Origin of the sequence: Corynebacterium meridianum, assembly GCF_016342265.1 — a bacterium.
GTDB classification, from domain to species: Bacteria; Actinomycetota; Actinomycetes; order Mycobacteriales; family Mycobacteriaceae; genus Corynebacterium; species Corynebacterium meridianum.
Map to the genome: position 1 here is coordinate 420387 of NZ_JAEIOS010000009.1, position 17550 is coordinate 437936.

Below are 17550 nucleotides of genomic sequence, written 5' to 3' on the forward strand. Positions count from 1 at the left end.
CTCCCCACGGTAGTCCATCCGGACCGGCTCCGGCCGCGGGTCGGTGCGTGCGGAAACCACCGCTGCGGTCCATCCGCTACTGGTACCGGGTGGTTCCCTCCGGCCCCACGTCGTTGGAGACCAGACGGTCGTAGCAGTCGTCATGCCCGAAACCCTCGTTCCGACACCACTGTAGAGCACCTTCCGCGGTGGGGAACCCGATCCCTGAGAGGGTGACCCACCAGTCCTTGCGGTCATAGTTCCGCCAGTCGCCGCTCCACACCAGACGTGAGGTCGGGTACGGGTCCCGGAACTTCAGGTGGGCGCGGAGAATCGAATCGCAGTCGTGTCCCCCGGTCCCCGGGCGCATCGACGCCAGCTGTGGCTGCCACTGGCCGGCGAGTTCAGCGGCGACGATCGGCCGGTCGCGCCGACGGATCTCCTCGAGTGCCGCGCAGGCCGTTTCGACGACCTCATCGGCTGCGAGGCCGTTGTACCGGGCGACCCCGGCTTCCGCGGATCCGCTGAGGTCGACTTCCGCCAGTCTTGTCTTTCGGTCTCCTCCTGTGCCTTCACCGCGTTCACATTCGACGATGAGGGGCGCACCCGACAGTCGCACGGTTCCGGACGCCTCCCCCCGGGGCCGCGGCCCGGTCACCGGCGAGGCTGCCCGGGGCGATCCAGTAGCTGCCCTCGGGGAACACGAACCGGACGCTGCGTCCTGACGCCGGAATCCCGACAGGGGACGTGGAGAGATCGAACACTCCACTGGCGACGGTTGTGCCACCATCCGTGATCAGCCGGATCGTGAAGCCGTGTCCTGCGAGGACATCTCCCTCGGGGCAGGTGGGCTTCACGAACATGTCGGCGGTGAGGGTTCCGCCGTCGAGGGACATGGCCTCTGCCTTTAGCTCCGGTACAGTGCCGCAGGCGGTGATCGCCTCCGGTTCTGCAGTGGAAACCTCCACTGAAGAGACGGTGGAGGTGTCCGTCCCGCGTGTGTCGGCAGTTTCTCCCGGACCGGCGACGGCGATGCCCGCCTGCCCGGGGAGCGAGGTGACGGGATCGCCCGTCGCACGGTAGTAGTTGACTCCGGCCCGGTCACTCACGATGAGACCGTCCGGTGCCGTACCGACCCCGCCGCCGGAGCCTGCGACGGGTAGCGTCCACACCACGTCACCCGTCGCGAGGTCGACCGCCTGGCCGGTGGTGAAGAACAGAAGTCGGCCGTCTGTCCCCACAGGTTTCCCGGCTTCCTCAACTGGCCCGCTCCAGAGGAGCTCACCGGTCGCCAGATCGACGCCGGCACGTTCCTCTGTCGCGGTGAACACGGCGGTATCCCCGACCACGACCAGACCGGACATCCCCGGGTGGGAACCCGGCGTCCACGGGAGTAGATCGGCGGTGACACTGCCGGTGGCCAGGTCCACGAGATCACCGTCGGCGACGGCGACGTCCCTTGGCGTTGCACTCACCTGCCAGGACGGCAGAACCACGGACTCGTAGTCGCCGACGACACTCCCGTTCAGGGCGGTGAGTGTTCCCGGGCCTGCGGGACCTCCACTCGCACCGGGGCCGGGGTTGGTGCAGGGCCTGGCGAACAACGTTCCGTCCGGACCGGGGACCGCGGAAAAGTTGGCACTCGTCGTGAGGATCTCGAGGGTGTCCGGATCGAACACGAAGGCTCCCGCGCTGCCCGTGTCCAGTCCGATCGAACCGTTGAATGTCGCGGAGGACACCGGGTCACCGAGGATCGGGCACATCTGGGACGCGGCGATCTTCCCTGTCGACCACCCGGAGCCGTTGACGTCTCTTCTGGCCAGCAGGTAACCGTCCTCCCGCACCGGGATATCCGTGGAGGTACACCGAACCGCGGTACACGAATCCGCCCACCAGCATCCGCATGGCCCCCGTCGCCGTCGGACTCCCCCGAGCTCATCACCGACACCGGTGGCCGCGTCGATCAGTCGGAGACCCGTACTGCCGGAGCTGCACACGAGCTGTCCGGAGTGTGCGAAATCCGGGAAACACCGCAGTTCATCGTCCCGCCACACCTCCGCTCCGGTACCGGTGTCGTACGCAACGACACCATCAGAGTCGAGCACCGCCACACCCCGGTCGACGTAGAGCGGCGCCCTGGTGATGGGGTTTGACCCGGGGGCTCCGGCGGACCTCCCGGACAGGGCCGGCGCATGCCACCCACCGACAGGAGTCGTCGGAAACGTGATCTGCGACAGATACGGGGAGCTGACGGTGTCCGTATCCTCAGCAGAAGCACCCCTGCTCGAATCAGCTGCTGTGCCCCGGGATTCTCCGGGGCCCCGCAGGCGACGACACCGGGAAGAAGAAGCAACGCTGCGGCCGCCCCGAGGATCACCCGCCACGGCTTCGCGTCCGTGTCGGATCTGCCTGCACCATGAGGGTCAATCACTGCTGTCAGCTTCCGGTGTAATCGGCCGTCGCCGAGAGCGAGCCCTCAGCGGACCCCGGGAACCCTGGGCTACGTGCACGAACAACTGTCTCCATCCGAGACTACCGGTGTCGGTGCAACGGGTGACCGGGAAAAGGGGGAACGCTGAGGCGGATCAGCCCCTCACTGTACCGGCGCCCACTCCGGGCCGGTTTCCCCGAGTTCCGGATCGAGCTTCGCGATGAGCGGTTTCGGCTTCGCGAGCGCGGTCCCCGGAATGACGTCGGTGCGCTCCCAGCGGGCCAGCTGGTTGGCGTAGTCGCCCATGATGACCGGGTAGCTGCGTCCCTTCTCCGGCACGCCCACACCGACCGGCTCGACCGGCATGTCGTCGGTCACCTCGTGGATCTCGGGCATCGCGGCCCAGACACCGTCGCGACCGAGGGTCTCGTGGACCTTCTGCGCGGTGTGCGGCAGATACGGCGTGAGCAGGGTGTTGCAGTCGCTGACCACCTGCAGCGCGGTGTGCAGCACGGTGGCCAGTCGCTCGCGCTGCAACTCATCCTTCGCGAGCTTCCATGGTTCCTGCTCCGCGATGTAGGCGTTCGCCTCCCCGACGACGTGCATCGCGTGCGTGATGCCCGCCTTGAATTTCGACTGTCCGAGTGCCCCACCGACGACGTCGAAGGCCTCGGCGGCGAGGTTGAGAATACGGTGATCAGCCTCGGTGAGTTCGCCCGGCGTCGGAACCTCCCCGAAGTTCTTGTGCGCCATCGACACCGTCCGGTTGACCAGGTTGCCCCAGCCGTTGGCCAGTTCGTTGTTCACCCGGCGGACGAACTCGTCCCACGTGAAGTCGGTGTCGGTGTTCTCCGGTCCGGCGACGGCGATGAAGTAGCGCAGCGGGTCGGGGCCGAACTCCTTCAGGAAGTCCTTGACGTAGATGACCACACCCTTGGACGACGAGAACTTGGAGCCCGACATGGTGAGGTACTCGGAGGACACGACCTCGGTGGGGAGCTGAAGGGCACCGAACTCGCCCTGCTGTCCTCCCCTGGCGCCCAGGCCACGGTATCCCAGGAGCTCTCCCGGCCAGATCTGGGAGTGGAACGTGATGTTGTCCTTGCCCATGAAGTAGTAGGACAGGGCCTCCGGGTCGGTCCAGAACTTCCGCCACGCCTCCGGTTGCCCGGTGCGCCACGCCCACTCGATGGATGAGGACAGGTACCCGACGACGGCGTCGAACCAGACGTACAGCTTCTTGGCTCCGTTCTCGGACCAGCCGTCGATCGGGACCGGAACGCCCCAGTCAATGTCGCGGGTCATCGCCCGCGGACGTAGATCCCCCAGCAGGTTGAGCGAGAACTTCAGGACGTTGGGACGCCAGTCGGTGCGCCCCTTCAGCCACTCCTCGAGCACCCCGGCGAGGGCGGGAAGATCGAGCAGGAAGTGCTCGGTCTCGACGAACTCGGGGGTTTCACCGTTGATCTTGCTGACCGGGTCGATGAGGTCGGCCGGGTCGAGCTGATTGCCGCAGGCGTCACACTGGTCGCCACGGGCCCCTGCGGCGCCGCAGAGCGGGCAGGTTCCCTCGATGTACCGGTCGGGCAGGGTACGGCCCGTGGACGGGCTGATGGCACCCATGGTGGTTTCCGCGACCATGTACCCGTTGTCGTGGAGTCCCCGGAATAGTTCCTGCACCACCGCGTAGTGGTTCCGGGTCGTGGTCCGGGTGAACAGGTCGTAGGACAGGCCGAGTCCGGCGAGGTCCTCGACGATCTGCCGGTTGTACCTGTCAGCGAGTTCCTGGACGCCCACGCCCTCCTTCTCCGCCTGGACGAGCAGCGGGGTGCCGTGTTCGTCCGTACCGGAAATCATGAGCACGTCCGAGCCCGACATTCGCTGGAAACGGGCGAACACGTCGGAGGGGACACCGAACCCCGCCACGTGTCCGATGTGGCGGGGACCGTTGGCGTAGGGCCAGGCAACAGCAGTGAGCACAGACTTCGTCATGTGCACCAGCCTAATTTATCGGTTTCCCGGGTGCCGCCCCCGGGGCCCGGAGCACGATGAAACCCCGCCTCCGGATGAACCGTGGGCGGGGTTTCGGTGATGCGTGGAAAACAGTTACCTGCCGGTTTCCTTCTTCGCGGACCTGGAGGAGGCCTTGACCTTCGGCGATTTCGCCGCCTTGGCCGCCTTCTTGGCCTCCCGCTTCTGGTGCTCCGCGTGGATGCGGGCCTCGCGGGCGAGGTTCATGGCGAACTCGCGCTGCGCCTTGTGATCCAGGTAGAGCTGGTCGTTGCGCAGATCCTTCACGATCGCGAACATCAGCAGGAAGATCACGAGAAGGAAGGGGCTGGCGACGATGATGGTCACATTCTGCAGGTTGCTCAGGACGTCCTCGCCACCACTCATCAGGAGGGTGAGCCCGATTGCTGCGGTACCGATTCCCCAACCGGCGGTGACGAAGCGGTTGGCCTCCAGCCGGCCGTTCTGGCTCATCGAGCCCATCACCGTGGACGCGGAGTCCGCCGAGGTGATGAAGAAGGTGGCCAGCAGCAGCATCGCGAGGAATGCGGCGATGGAACCGCCGGGCAGGGTGTAGAGGAGATCGAACAGCTGACGCTTGGCGTCACCGTCGCCGTAGATGGACTCATCGATCTGCTCGAGGTGGATCGCGGTGCCACCGAAGATGCAGAACCACACGACGGAGACGGCGGTCGGCACGGCGATGACGCCGATGACGAATTCACGGATCGTGCGACCACGGGAGATCCGGGCGAGGAACATGCCGACGAAGGGGCTCCACGAGATCCACCACGCCCAGTAGAAGATGGTCCAGCCCGCGAGCCAGTCGCCGGCGGTGCCGTTGGCGGAGTCCGCGGTCCGGGCGGCCATCTCGAAGAACTCGAGGAGATAGTTGCCTGCGGCGGTCGGGATCATGTTGAGGATGTGGACCGTCGGCCCGAGGATGAACACGAACACGGCGAGGAGTCCGGCCAGGATCATGTTCACGTTGGAGATGTACTGGATGCCCTTGCCGACGCCGGACATCGCGGAGATGACGAAGGCGAGGGTCAGAACGAGCACGATCATGAGGATCGTGTTGTCGGAGGCGTCCGGGATCAGACCGGTCTTGTCCAGGCCGGCGGAGATCTGGACCGCGCCGATGCCGAGCGATGCGGCGGTACCGAACACCGTCGCGATGATGGCGAGGATGTCGATGATCTTGCCGAGCACGCCCTCTGCCCCCTTGACCCCGATCAGCGGGGTGAACGCGGAACTGAGCAACTGCTTACGACCGACGCGGAACGTGGAGTAGGCGATACCGAGACCGACGATGGCGTAGACGGCCCACGGGTGGAGGGTCCAGTGGAAGAGGGTCGTGGCGAAGGCGGTGCCCACCTCCTGCTCCTCGTGACCGGGGACCCCGGCGCGGTAGTGGCCGAGCGGCTCGGAGGTTCCGTAGAACATCAGACCGATACCCATGCCCGCCGCGAACATCATCGCGATCCAGCTCACCGTGGAGAACTCGGGAGCCTCGTTGTCCCGGCCCAGTTTGATGTGGCCGAACTTCGTGGCGGCGAGGATCACGATGAACGCGACGAACACCGTACCGAACAGGGCGAAGGCCCAGCCGAAGTTGTTCACGACGACCGCGAGGGTGTCGGAGGCGAAGTCGGAGAAGGTCAGCGGACTGACCAGCCCCCAGACGACGACGGCGATGACGATCGCCATCGCCGGTATGATCACGGGCCAGCAGAGCCGGTGGAACTCGGCGTCGGCCTCCGAGACGATGTCGTCGGTGTCATCGATGTGTTGGAGATGATCCGGCGATTCCAGCATCGACGCCAGTGTCTGCGTCGCTGACCGGGGCTCGGGTTCAGTCAGACCGTCCTTCGGTCCGCGCTGGTGTGTGTGGTGCGCGTCTTGTTCATTCGGGTCAGAGTTGGTCATGTTTCCAACATGGTGCCAAACAGCTGATTAATCAAACGACCAGCATTTTTTATCACCCGCTTAAGGAAATTACGGGGTCGATCGCAGCTGTGCGTTCCCGTCATATCCCCTGACCAGAGCGGATGCCGGACCATTTGCATAACAGATCGGCAACAGTTCAGTCACGGAATGCAACAACGCCGTCGTAAATCTGTTTCTTGGAGACGCCGTGCGCTGCGGCGAGTTCCGCACAGACGGTCTTCAGACGCTCCCCGGCCGCCGCCCGGTCGGCCGCTTCCGTGACGAGATCGGAAATGTCCTTCGTGACGGGTTGCGCACCCTCGATGACTACGGAGATCTCACCCCGGACACCCCCGTCGGCCCATCGGGCGAGCTCCTCCAGGGTTCCCCTCTTCACCTCTTCATAGGTCTTGGTGAGTTCCCTGCAGACCGCGGCACGCCGTCCGGCACCGAGCACCGCGACCGCATCGGCCAGTGTCTGCGCCAGCCGGTGCGGGGACTCGAAGAAACACACCGCCCGACGTTCGGTCGCCAGCTCCTCCAGCCAGGAGACCCGGGCCCCGTGCTTCCGGGGCGCGAAACCGTCGAAGCAGAACTTTCCGACGGGCAGTCCCGACAACGCGAGGGCCGTCGGTACCGCCGAGGGGCCGGGGAAACAGGTGACCGCGATTCCGGCGTCATGGGCCGCCTCGATGAGCGGAAAACCAGGATCGGAGACCCCGGGCATTCCGGCGTCACTGACCACGACCACGGTTCCCGTCCGGGCGACATCGATCAGCTGTTGGACCCGACCGACCTCATTGTGGTCGAAATTCGAGATGATCCGCCCCCGCGGTCGCACCCCCAACGCTGAAGCGAGTGCGGAGCACCTCCGGGTGTCCTCCGCGGCGATGACATCGGCGTACTCGAGGGCCGTGACGAGACGGGGCGACGCATCCGCGATGTTCCCCAGTGGGGTGGCGGCGACGATCACGCCTGTGGGTAGATGGCGGGGTTCGGACTGCATGCGCCAAGTCTCCCATATCGGGCTTCCGGCGCACCGCCCGCGGCGGATTGGGCCACCTGCACTGTCGCACCCGCAGCCCAACCAATAGACTCGGTCGGGTGACCGATGCAACCGCTACCCTATCGTCCGCCGAGCCCCCGGCCGTGGCCCCAATGGATCGGAGGACGGGACACCGTTTTCAACTACCTCCCCCCACCGGCCCGATGGTGCATCCGTGGACCCGCACAGATACGGCCACGTTCCTGGTGATCGGCCTACTCGCGCTGATCACCCGCTTCTTCAGGCTCACGGCAGCCACCGGTGACGGCACACCCGTCTTCGACGAGAAGCACTACGTGCCCCAGGCTTGGGACATGGTCCGGTCTTCCGGGAATCCGGTCACCGGGGGCATCGAGGCGAACCCGGGATACGGGCTCGTGGTGCATCCGCCGTTGGCGAAGCAGCTCATCGCCTACGGGGAGACGCTCTTCGGATATACCCCCATGGGGTGGCGTTTGAGCACAGCGGTGTTCGGTGTCGCGACTGTCATCCTCGTGATGGCACTGACCCGGCGCCTCACCGGTTCCCCGGTTGCGACGGCTGCGGCCGGGCTCCTCGCCGTCGTTGAGGGGGTACTCCTCGTGTCGTCCAGGTTCGGCATGCTGGACATCTTCCAGGCCTTCTTCGTCGTCGCCGCGGCCTACTGCCTGGCCCGGGACTTCGCGCAGGTCTGGGACCGTTACCACCGGGCGTGGACGGACGGTACGCTCCGGGCGGTGCCCTCGGCATTCGGCCCCCGGGCCGGATTCAGGTGGTGGCGGTTCGGTTGCGGGATCCTGCTCGGCATGACCCTCTCCATCAAATGGTCCGGCCTCTACTACATGGCCTTCTTCGGAGTCCTGACGGTCTGCCTCGACATCTGGCTCCGGCACCACTACCGCATCGCCCGCCCACTGACGGGGATGATCGTCCGCGACGCGGTACCGGCGTTCGCCTCCATCGTCGTCGTACCCGTCCTCGTATATGCCTGGAGCTGGCGGGCGTGGTTCGCCTCGGAGACGGGGGTGTACCGGCACTCGGCGGTCAACGGCGACATCTCCCCGGACTCCCCACTGACCAGGCTTCCCGATGCACTGGCGGGATGGCTGTACTACCACCACCGGGTCCTCGATTTCCATGCCTCGTTGACCAGCTCCAGCGGCCACAGTCATCCGTGGGACTCGAAGCCCTGGTCCTGGCTCGCCGCCACCCGCCCGATCCTCTACTACTCGCAGACAGGCCTCAGCTGCGGCGACGACACCTGCAGGCGGATGGTCATCCTCTTCGGCAACCCCGCCGTCTGGTGGCTGACCGTCCCGGTCGTCCTGTGGGGTCTGTGGTGCCTGATCATCCGGCGTGATCTCCGGTTCGCCGTCCCGGTGACGGGATTCATGGCGGGTTGGCTCCCGTGGCTCGTCGCCTACGACCGGCAGATGTACTTCTTCTACGCCACCGCGATGGTGCCCTTCACGGTCATCCTGCTCGGGATCACGCTCGCCCAGATCGCCCGCGCAGGGAACACGGTGCAGTCACGGCTACCCGGATTCCCCGTCCCCCGTGACCTCACCACCGGTGGCCTGGGAGTGATCTGCTACCTGGCTCTCACCGTCACCCTGTTCCTGTACTTCCTGCCCATCCTCTACGGCTTCCGCATCACCGACTCGCACTTCGAGTCGATGATGTGGCTCCGCAGCTGGAAGTGATCCCTACCGTTCCCGGCCGCACACCACCCACGGTGTGCGGGCGGGAACGCCCGTCACCGGCCGAAGCCGTAGATCTCCTCACCATCCCGGGTTATGCGCACGGTCACCGACGGCTCCAGTGAGAGTTCCACCCGGAGCCGTTCGTCCCCTTCTCCGACACAATCGTAGGTGTACGCCGTGTTGGACAGCTCGACCGTCTCCACCCTTGCCCGGACGAGCCAGGGATGGTTCCGGCGCACACCGATCAGGTCGTGGTGGAGACGGCGCAGCCGGTCGTCGGTCTCCCCCAGATCATCCGGTGACGCCGGGAACGCCGGGCGGACCTCGTCGTCGCCGCCGATCCGCTCGTACTTCTCCCCTTCCATCCCGAACTCGTCGCCGTAGTAGACCGCGGGTACGCCGCCGACGGTGAACAGGACGGCAGCCGCGACAGCGGCCTTCTCCCGGCCGACCTTCGTTGCGATCCTGGTGACGTCGTGGTTTCCGACGAACGTGTACGGGGTGAAGCTCTCCAGCATGTCGTTGTGCCGACGCAGGCTCCACTCGAGCTCGAAGAAGTTCTCGTCGTTGAGTGAACTCCACGTCGCCTTCCAGAGTTCATACGCCGTGATCGAATCGACGCCGGAGCGCCGCACGTAGTCCGCGTAGTCACCGTGGATCATCTCCCCGTAGATGAACGCCTCCGGGAACTCCTCCCGCACCCGCGGTAGGACGGAGGACCAGAACTCCGCGGGAACCGCGTAGACCGCATCCAGACGCCACCCGGCGATACCCCGCCGGAGCCAGTGGAGCATCACCTCCGTCACCAGATCCGCGACACGGGGGTCATCGTGGTTGAACTCGACGAGCCCGTCGTGTCCCTCGAAGGTCTCCGCGGTCGCCCTCTCTCCGTCGAAGGAGATACGGAACATTCCCGCGTACTCACCGTCCGGACCTTCCGACAGTGCCCGCTGCACCAGCGGATGCTCACTGCTGACGTGATTGAACACCCCGTCGAGGAGCACTCCGACCCCGCGGTCCGTGGCGGCGTCGATCAGCTCATCGAAATCTCCGTCGTCCCCCAGGCGCGGGTCGATACGGTGGAAATCCAGGGTGTCGTAGCCGTGGGAGGTCGAATCGAAGACCGGTCCCAGCTGCACCGCGTTGAATCCGAGACCGACCGCGTAATCCAACCAGTCGATCAGAGCGGGCAGCCGGTGGGTGAGTTCACGCTCCCCGTCGCCGGACGGCCGCACCGGAGCACCGGTGAATCCCAGGGGGTAGACGTGCCAGATGATGGCGTGATCGACGAAACTCATGACGTGTTTTAGCTCCTGGGGAATCGGGTTCAGGTAGACGGGATCCGAAAACGCCGATCGGACCTGGCCCCAGTCTGCCACGGAGGCCCCATATGCACACAGCCCGCGGAAACCCCTCAGTCGGGTCGCGCGGTCGCCGCCCGCCAGGCCCGGCCCATGGCCACCAGGCCGAAGTCGGACAGCCACGTCCACAGCAGGACCAGTGCCGAGAGAAGCAGCAGGACGAGCCCGAAGACGTCGGAGGCGCTCGCGTACCCCAGGACCACGTCCCGGGTCGCGAACCCGAAGCTGAACGCCCACAGTGCGCCGTAGACGGGTACCATGCCCGTGACATTCTGCGGCCGCCAGGCCGCGAAGAACAGGCCGAACGCGAGCGCGAGCCGCACGGCCGCGGCATCGACGAACAATCCGGCGGTGACGGACGTGTCGACACCCGGATCGACCGGTGGCGCCGCAACGGCGGCCGACTCTCCGAGGAGCACGATCGCCCAGATGACGTAGGCGACCCCGAGCCCGAGCAGGACCACCCTTGACAGGGCCAGGCCGAAAGCCCGGGCCGCGGCCCGGCGCCGGGCCTCCGGCTCTATGCCCGCGAGGATGGTCTCGGACAGGTCCGGGGCGATCATGGGCCCTGAACCGGAGGCGGTGGACAACTTCAACTGACGGTTCAACGCGGCAGCGGAGTCGAGGAACGCCCGGCACTCAACGCATGCGGCGACATGGGCATCGACGACGTCATCGGCGATACCCGTGGGCTCCCCGTCCAGTCGGGCCGACAACGCCCGCTGGATCCCGGCGCAGTCGATCATCTGCTCAGGACCCCGTCGATGCTCGCGCGCCCGGGCCCGAACACCACGACCATCAGCAGAGCGACGATGAGCACGATGACGTACTCGAATCCCCCGTCCGCTACGAACACCGTCGAACCGAGGTGAACGAAATAGAACGCGCAGGCCATCAGGAGCGCGAGCCCCGCGGCGACGAACGTCGCCAGCAGCCCGACGACGAGCATTCCCCCACCGACGAGCTCCGCCAGGGCCGCGATCCACGCCGACAGCTTCGGCTGCGGCACACCCGCCGCACTGAACTGTCCCGTGGTCTCGGTGATTCCGGTGAAGAAGAGCTTGTCCCATCCGTGGGCCACGAACACCAGCCCGAGGATGGCGCGAAACACCAGCAGCATGCCGTCCCTGACAACCGGTTTATCCATATCGACAGACTACCCGGTAGCACCGACCCGCACGGACCCGACGGCCCGAGGTTCCTAGAACTCCTTGAGGATGCTGCCCCGGATCTCGAACCACTTCAGGGTGTCGGCGATGCCCTCCTCAATGGAGTGCTCCGCGACCCAACCCAGTTCATCCTTCGCCCGGTGAGACCGGGTGAAGGCACCCGCGACATCGCCGGGGCGCGGCGGCCCGGTGACGACCTCCAGCTTCTCACCGGAGACCCGGGAGAACGCATCGGCCAGCTCGAACACGGTGGTTCCGTCGCCGGTGCCCAAGTTGATCACACGGTAGGAGCTTTCGGCGTCGGTACCCGGGACCACGTCATCGAAGCGCTCCACGGCCCGGCAGTGCGCCTGGGCGAGGTCCCAGACGTGGATGTAGTCGCGGATTCCGGAACCGTCCCTGGTGGGCCACTCGACACCGGTCACGGTGAACGGCTTGCCGGCGTTCTTCGCCTCGATCATCTTGCCCATGGCGTGGGAGGGGAACTCGAGCTGCAGACCGGTGCGCATCTTCGGGTCGGAGCCGATCGGATTGAAGTAACGCAGGGACAGTACCTTCAGGTCGGTGCCGTGGGCGATGTCCCGCAGCATGCCCTCGACGTGGGCCTTCGTGCGTGCGTAGGGGCTCGTCGGTGAGATGTCACAGTCCTCGTCAACCGCGAAGTCCTCCCGGACCGCATAGATGGACGCCGACGAGGAGAAGATGATCCGCTGGCAACCATTGGCGAGCAGCGCGTCGACGAGCTCGAGCGTTCCCTCGACGTTGTTGCGGTAGTACATGATCGGCTCCGCGACGGACTCGGGGACGACGATCGACGCAGCACAGTGGATCGTCACGGCGATGTCCGGGTGCTCGGTGAAGATACGGTCCACCACGGACCGGTCCGCGATGTCGCCCTCGTACACGGTGCGGTCGGTGACGAACTCCCGCCGACCGGTGGAGAAGTTGTCGAGCACGATGACGTTGTGGCCGAGCTCCATCAACGCGGAGCCGACCGTCGATCCGATGAAGCCTGCACCGCCGGTGATGAGAATGTCCATTTGGGTTCCTTGCCTGGGTTCGTCTGTCGCGCGACCGGTTCGAAGTCGTGGCCGCCGGCCTCTGTCGGCGGGTAACGGAACGGTCTCGTTTCCACTGAACCTATCACTGCCGGGCCGACATCAGGCGGGGCACCGCCGGGAAACCGGCCGATTCAACAGCATCTTCCGGATTCAGATTCTGTGCAGCAGTATCGTCCCTCCGCGTACGTATTACGGGTGCATCACCCCCCCCCGGACCGGCACCTCAACGCGACACCCTCACCGGGCCGGGCGAAGTCCGTGGTTCTCCAGTCGTCGGGCATCCCCGCGCGGAGTCCCTTTCCTGTTGTCTGGCGGGGTGCGGGGAGCCCCGTTACCCTGGCATCACCGGGAACATCCCTGTCCCGGCCCGCCCGACGACGCGAAGGAACCGCCGACAGATGCTCGAACTACCGCCGATCACCTGGCAAGCGGTACTGCTCGGACTCACCGTCGCCCTGTGCGGCTATGTCTTCTCCCGGCTCATGAACTGGGCGACCTCCCGGTTCCTCCACTGGCGGGGCCGCAGCGACTCCTCCCGCAGGGTGTTCGCGGGCCTGGTTCAGGCGGCCGTGATCGTCGTTTCCCTCGGTGCGGCCCTGACCATCGTCTTCCCCAGCGTCAAACCCGTCGACATCCTCGGCGGGATCGGACTGTTCTCCCTCGCGATAGGTATCGCCTTCCAGACGGTGCTGGGCAACATGTTCGCCGGGATGGTCATTCTCGCCCGTGACCGGTTCCGCGTCGGCGACCAGATATCGCTGAAGGATCACGCGGGAACAGTCGTGGAGATGCAGTTGTCCCACACCGCGATCCGTACCTTCGACGGTCGGCTGGTGCTCATCCCGAACTCCGCACTGCACTCCGAGATCGTCACCGTGCAGACGGGCTTCGAGTACGTCCGCTCCACCGTCGTATTCAACCTCACCATCGGTACCGATCCCACCGCAGCCCGAGAGGTCGCGCTGAATGCCATCCGCGAACTGCCCAGCGTGCTCTCCGATCCCCCGGCCCAGGCACTGTTCTCACAGGTCGGAACCGGGACGATACAGCTGGATCTGAGGTTCTGGACCAGCGCCCGCCAGCTCGACACCAAGGAAGCCCAGGACGCGGTGATCGAGCACGTCCTGGGTTCCTTCGCCGGGAACGGAATCACCATCGGAACGCCACCGTTGGCTGTACAGCTCACGGAGATCCCCGAGGCGGACAACGAAGGGCCGGAAGAACAGGCCTAACTACCCTGGATCTGCATCAGGTGGGAAACACGCGTGCCGCAGTGCTCCGCTGCCCCGGGACCCCGCGATACGGGTTGTCGTAGGTACATGCGGAGCATTGTCCTCCCGGGACGGACAGATCCCGTCGGCAGCAGGAGATCCGGGTGCCGGCGGTCTCTTGCGGTGGGGTCAGGGGCACGTGTCCGACTCCATGCTCGTGGGGATCATGTGTTGCCTGCTTCTGCGTTGGTTACGCAGGTGGACTGCACGACATCAATCGTGCTGTCGTGGATGCCGCGGATGAAGAAACGTTATCGGCGTACATTCACCGATGCGGCCCATCCCTCTGCGGTCGGGTCTGAAGCATCGCCGGTTCGGACCTCAGAGGAAGCTCGACACGAGGGTCACGCACGACAGTGCCAGCATCCCCAGGCAATTGACCCGGAAAGCGGCTCCGGTTGCTTTCGCCCGGATGTGGGCTGCTGATGCGCACAGGAAATAGGCGATGACCCCGCTGTTGGCTGCAAAGGCGATTCCGGGGACCCAGATGCCTGCGATGAGCCCCCCTGCCGCAAGCACCTTGACAACGAGCAGGATCCACCACCACTCCTCGGGGAACCGGACACCGTGGAGACACATGCGGATGAAGCCGAGCGGCCGGATCGACAGCGCCACGTCCAGGAGAAGGACGGCGGCCAGGAGAGCTGGTGGCACCCACCACGACGGAAGCAGAATCACGGGTGACCTCCCTCATGCGGGCAGATCGCCGCGAAGACGTCCCGCAACTGAGCCGTGAATTCCGATACGGACCTCTCCGGCGTGGCCGACCACATGAACAAGCTCCCGATGTACGCCGCGTGGAACGCGTCGGCACATCCACGTGCGTCGACGGACCTCGGGCAACCGCAGGCTTCCACCAGATGCTCGAACACAGCGATCAGCCGCCGCGCGAGGTCGGTGAAGACCACGGAGGAATGTCTCCCACCGACCAGAATCGAGGCGTACGCCTGCGCGAGGTCACGACGCTCATCGAAGAGCGACACGAACGGCTCAACCACTGCCACCGCCTCTTCGTCGCACCGGGTTCCGACACCCGGGGCGAGAGCATCGGCGTGCTGCTGACGCTCCGCGATGAGGCCGTCGAAGAACTCCACCAGCAGGGTTTCCTTGTCTCCGGCCGCCATCACGGTCCCGACACTCACACCCGCTTTCCGCGCGATATCCCTCACGGTCGTCTCAAGGAATCCACGCTCGTCGAACAACTTGCCTGCCGCCTCCAGCACGGCACGGCGCGTCGCCTGACGCGCCTCAGCCCGGATGCCGTTCATCACCACCTCCTGAACTTGTTCACTGAACATGTTCAGACTACTTCAGGAGCCGGAGTTCTTCAAGGGACGTTGGCGGTACCCCCGCACAGAGAGTCAACCCGGGGGCGATGCCCGACATGGCCCGACATGCCCCACACATGCCCGAACGCACCTCCCCCTCGGGTGCACCTCCGTCACGTAGCGGGACCAGTCGGAATGGCGACGTTTGACGATCGGGTTCCCGACACCGAGATGCCCTCCTCCCCAGCAGTGGACACGACAGATCTCCACCGGCAGACACACGGGGCCGACCGGAAGATTCCGGAAAGCCCGGAAGCTCGCAGGAAGGCCGTTGAGACTCCACGCGGTGACTTCATTGAAGCAATAAGGCCCTGGCATATTCAATGGCTCCACCAACAAGCCATGAAAAAGACTCGAACGACAAGAAGGAACCAGAACGAAGCAATCCGACTCCATAACGCAGAAGCCACACTCTCCGAAAGCGGGCCTGCACCGGTAGCGTCCGGGAGAAATACGCCCGCACCACGGTGGACACCGTTGAAACGCGGGATCCCCCCTGGACACTCCACTGACAAGATCTTCATCGGCGACCACACCATCACCGTCGCCTCACGGTGCCTCGACCACGGAGACACCGTCGTCCCCCGGAAAACACGGAAAAGGGGAAGTGAGAACCCCAAAGAGTTCGACACTTCCCCTCGACGTGGAGCTAAGGGGAATCGAACCCCTGACCTCCTCGATGCGAACGAGGCGCGCTACCAACTGCGCTATAGCCCCTCAAGGTGTTTCCCTAGGGAGACAACCGGGTACCGGGATCCGGCGTTGACCGGACCACTCGGTGCTGGTGGACATGTTACGCCCACAGGCCCGATGACACAATTTGGACCCGATCCCTCCGGACCGGTGCCCGTCACCCGCCCGAAACCGGTGTCCACCGGTGCGCGGTCAGCCCGCCCGGCGCGGGTGGTAGGTCGAGATGTCGATCACGGTGTCCTCGTCCGATCCGGTCCCCGCGAAGCCTTCGTGGAGTTCGAGCTCGTGGAAGTCGGGGCTCTCGTCGTCGATCTCCAGGACGATGGCGCCGGGGCGTCGCAGACGTGCGGGGAGTCCGAGTTCGGCGTCGGCTGAGTTCCGCACGCCGAGGCGTGCGCGGCGGATCTGGCGGATTCGGCGGGCGCGGAGTTCCTGTTCGGCCATGACCTGGGTGCGCAGCGCGTAGAGGTACATGCCGAGCAACAGTCCGACGGCCGCTGGTGCGAGCCAGTACAGTCCCCCGAACAGGAGGCCGATCCCGAGGCCCGCCAGCAGGAGCACGGCGAGGATGATCAGGGTGCGTTGGCGCCGTCGGAACCGGGCCGCGGCGTAGGCGTCGTGGGTCTCGGGGTCGAATCCGCCACGACCACGGCGGCGCGCGGCGAACGCGATGTCCTCTTCGGTGAGTTCCGGTTCGGCCTCCTCGATCTCGGCGACCGCGGTCTCAGCGACGTGCGGTTCATCGCCGTAGTCGTAGGCCTCTCCGGTGTCGTCGGCGGGGCGGTAGTCCCCCGCCGGGTGCAGGAGGTCGGCGGGGTCGGTGTAGGCGTCGTCGTGGTGGAAGGCCTCTTCGTCGTCGTCATAGTCGAGGTCAACCGCGGAGATCACCACTGTGTCCACCGTTCCGGGGTGCGCGGCCAGGGCAGGCAGCTCCGTGACGACCTCACCTTCGAGGATCTCGATGGTGTCCTGCTCCGCGGGGTGTCTCCGGGCACTCATGCGGCTGCGGATCTCTGCTGCGGCCGCTCTGCGGCGTTCACTTGCACTGTCGGGCCCGCCGGTTTCATCTCCGTCTTGAGCCTCCGAGCGGTCGTTTTCCCCGGACGCCGCAGTCCGTCCGAACAGGGCGGAGAAGAAGCCGCCGATCCCGGAGCCGCGTGCCGCCCCCTCGTCCTCCCGGACGGTGGGCTCGTCGGCGTCGTGTTCCACGGTATCGTCGTCGACGCTGCGCCTCTGTCCGTCGATGACCTCCGGGTCGTCGAGCAGTTCATACTCGTCGGCGTCCGGTTCCCGGGAGTCGATCGGAGCTGTCGGGGATCCCGCGTGGCCGTGCGCGTCGTAATGACCGAGACGTGGTCGGCGACGTGGGGCCTGCGCTGCATCGTCGCCGGAGAAAACGATGCGGGTGTCGTCGAATCCCTCACCCGCGTGCCGGATGGGGCGACGGTTGCGCAGCACGAGTGGAAGGAGCACAAACAGCCAGACCACGACCATCAGGCCGATCACGAATGTTCCGAACATGAGCGTGTGCCCACCTTCCACTTGGATACAACAGAATGACGGGCAGGGTGACCTGCCACTTCTCCCCAAC

General features: G+C 65.7%; 14 protein-coding genes and 1 tRNA gene. 2 read left to right on the forward strand and 13 right to left on the reverse strand.

What is annotated here, in order from left to right; genetic code table 11:
• Positions 1-76 precede the first annotated feature (76 nt).
• The 5 genes from JDV75_RS01905 to rsmI all read right to left on the reverse strand — a co-directional run bounded on the left by JDV75_RS01905 (position 77) and on the right by rsmI (position 7355).
• Positions 77-598, reverse strand: coding sequence for a hypothetical protein (locus tag JDV75_RS01905; RefSeq protein WP_198737556.1), 522 nt, complete (start codon positions 596-598; stop codon positions 77-79).
• On the reverse strand, positions 561-2084 hold the full coding sequence (locus JDV75_RS11875) for an outer membrane protein assembly factor BamB family protein (protein WP_198737557.1): 1524 nt from the start codon (positions 2082-2084) through the stop codon (positions 561-563). The genes JDV75_RS01905 and JDV75_RS11875 overlap by 38 nt, the downstream gene beginning before the upstream one ends.
• Positions 2085-2572: 488 nt before the next feature.
• A complete protein-coding gene (gene metG / locus JDV75_RS01915) occupies positions 2573-4402 on the reverse strand; it encodes a methionine--tRNA ligase (protein WP_198737558.1) in 1830 nt (609 codons plus the stop codon).
• A 114-nt stretch (positions 4403-4516) separates the two neighbouring features.
• Positions 4517-6349, reverse strand: a complete 1833-nt coding sequence (locus tag JDV75_RS01920) for a BCCT family transporter (protein WP_198737559.1) — start codon at positions 6347-6349, stop codon at positions 4517-4519.
• A 157-nt stretch (positions 6350-6506) separates the two neighbouring features.
• Positions 6507-7355 (reverse strand): 16S rRNA (cytidine(1402)-2'-O)-methyltransferase, encoded by an 849-nt coding sequence (gene rsmI / locus JDV75_RS01925; RefSeq protein ID WP_198737560.1) that lies wholly within the window; start codon positions 7353-7355, stop codon positions 6507-6509.
• A 152-nt stretch (positions 7356-7507) separates the two neighbouring features.
• Here rsmI and JDV75_RS01930 point away from each other — a divergent pair, with 152 nt between their 5' ends.
• Complete coding sequence (locus JDV75_RS01930; RefSeq protein WP_198737663.1) at positions 7508-9076, forward strand: dolichyl-phosphate-mannose--protein mannosyltransferase; 1569 nt, start codon at positions 7508-7510, stop codon at positions 9074-9076.
• 53 nt (positions 9077-9129) lie between these two features.
• Here JDV75_RS01930 and JDV75_RS01935 read toward each other — a convergent pair whose 3' ends face one another.
• The 4 genes from JDV75_RS01935 to galE all read right to left on the reverse strand — a co-directional run bounded on the left by JDV75_RS01935 (position 9130) and on the right by galE (position 12646).
• Positions 9130-10374, reverse strand: a complete 1245-nt coding sequence (locus tag JDV75_RS01935) for an alpha-amylase family protein (RefSeq protein WP_198737561.1) — start codon at positions 10372-10374, stop codon at positions 9130-9132.
• 116 nt (positions 10375-10490) lie between these two features.
• Complete coding sequence (locus JDV75_RS01940; RefSeq protein WP_198737562.1) at positions 10491-11183, reverse strand: zf-HC2 domain-containing protein; 693 nt, start codon at positions 11181-11183, stop codon at positions 10491-10493.
• Entirely contained in the window at positions 11180-11584 is a 405-nt protein-coding gene (locus JDV75_RS01945; RefSeq protein WP_198737563.1) for a DoxX family protein, read from the reverse strand. The genes JDV75_RS01940 and JDV75_RS01945 overlap by 4 nt, the downstream gene beginning before the upstream one ends.
• Positions 11585-11638: 54 nt before the next feature.
• A complete protein-coding gene (galE, locus tag JDV75_RS01950; protein WP_198737564.1) occupies positions 11639-12646 on the reverse strand; it encodes a UDP-glucose 4-epimerase GalE in 1008 nt (335 codons plus the stop codon).
• Positions 12647-13065: 419 nt separating this feature from the next.
• Between galE and JDV75_RS01955 the strand changes: the two genes are divergently transcribed.
• Entirely contained in the window at positions 13066-13899 is an 834-nt protein-coding gene (locus tag JDV75_RS01955; protein ID WP_198737565.1) for a mechanosensitive ion channel family protein, read from the forward strand.
• Positions 13900-14259: 360 nt separating this feature from the next.
• Here the strand turns inward: JDV75_RS01955 and JDV75_RS01960 are convergent, their stop codons facing one another.
• The 4 genes from JDV75_RS01960 to sepX form a co-directional block, all read right to left on the reverse strand.
• On the reverse strand, positions 14260-14616 hold the full coding sequence (locus JDV75_RS01960; RefSeq protein WP_198737566.1) for a DoxX family protein: 357 nt from the start codon (positions 14614-14616) through the stop codon (positions 14260-14262).
• Positions 14613-15236: a TetR/AcrR family transcriptional regulator gene (locus JDV75_RS01965; protein ID WP_198737567.1), complete on the reverse strand. Its 624-nt coding sequence runs from the start codon at positions 15234-15236 to the stop codon at positions 14613-14615. Before JDV75_RS01965 ends, JDV75_RS01960 begins: the two co-directional genes overlap by 4 nt.
• 674 nt (positions 15237-15910) lie before the next feature.
• Positions 15911-15983: transfer RNA gene (locus JDV75_RS01970), tRNA-Ala, on the reverse strand.
• A gap of 168 nt (positions 15984-16151) precedes the next feature.
• Positions 16152-17480, reverse strand: coding sequence for a divisome protein SepX/GlpR (sepX, locus tag JDV75_RS01975; RefSeq protein WP_198737568.1), 1329 nt, complete (start codon positions 17478-17480; stop codon positions 16152-16154).
• Positions 17481-17550 lie beyond the last annotated feature (70 nt).

Excerpts from the sequence above, each read along its gene's own strand:
- JDV75_RS01965 (WP_198737567.1), bottom strand. The coding sequence starts at position 15,236 with ATGTTCAGTGAACAAGTTCAGGAGGTGGTGATGAACGGCATCCGGGCT.
- JDV75_RS01945 (WP_198737563.1), bottom strand. The coding sequence starts at position 11,584 with ATGGATAAACCGGTTGTCAGGGACGGCATGCTGCTGGTGTTTCGCGCC.
- rsmI (WP_198737560.1), bottom strand. The coding sequence starts at position 7,355 with ATGCAGTCCGAACCCCGCCATCTACCCACAGGCGTGATCGTCGCCGCC.
- sepX (WP_198737568.1), bottom strand. The coding sequence starts at position 17,480 with ATGTTCGGAACATTCGTGATCGGCCTGATGGTCGTGGTCTGGCTGTTT.
- galE (WP_198737564.1), bottom strand. The coding sequence starts at position 12,646 with ATGGACATTCTCATCACCGGCGGTGCAGGCTTCATCGGATCGACGGTC.
- JDV75_RS01920 (WP_198737559.1), bottom strand. The coding sequence starts at position 6,349 with ATGACCAACTCTGACCCGAATGAACAAGACGCGCACCACACACACCAG.
- JDV75_RS01930 (WP_198737663.1), top strand. The coding sequence starts at position 7,508 with ATGGATCGGAGGACGGGACACCGTTTTCAACTACCTCCCCCCACCGGC.
- JDV75_RS01955 (WP_198737565.1), top strand. The coding sequence starts at position 13,066 with ATGCTCGAACTACCGCCGATCACCTGGCAAGCGGTACTGCTCGGACTC.
- JDV75_RS01940 (WP_198737562.1), bottom strand. The coding sequence starts at position 11,183 with ATGATCGACTGCGCCGGGATCCAGCGGGCGTTGTCGGCCCGACTGGAC.
- metG (WP_198737558.1), bottom strand. The coding sequence starts at position 4,402 with ATGACGAAGTCTGTGCTCACTGCTGTTGCCTGGCCCTACGCCAACGGT.
- JDV75_RS01935 (WP_198737561.1), bottom strand. The coding sequence starts at position 10,374 with ATGAGTTTCGTCGATCACGCCATCATCTGGCACGTCTACCCCCTGGGA.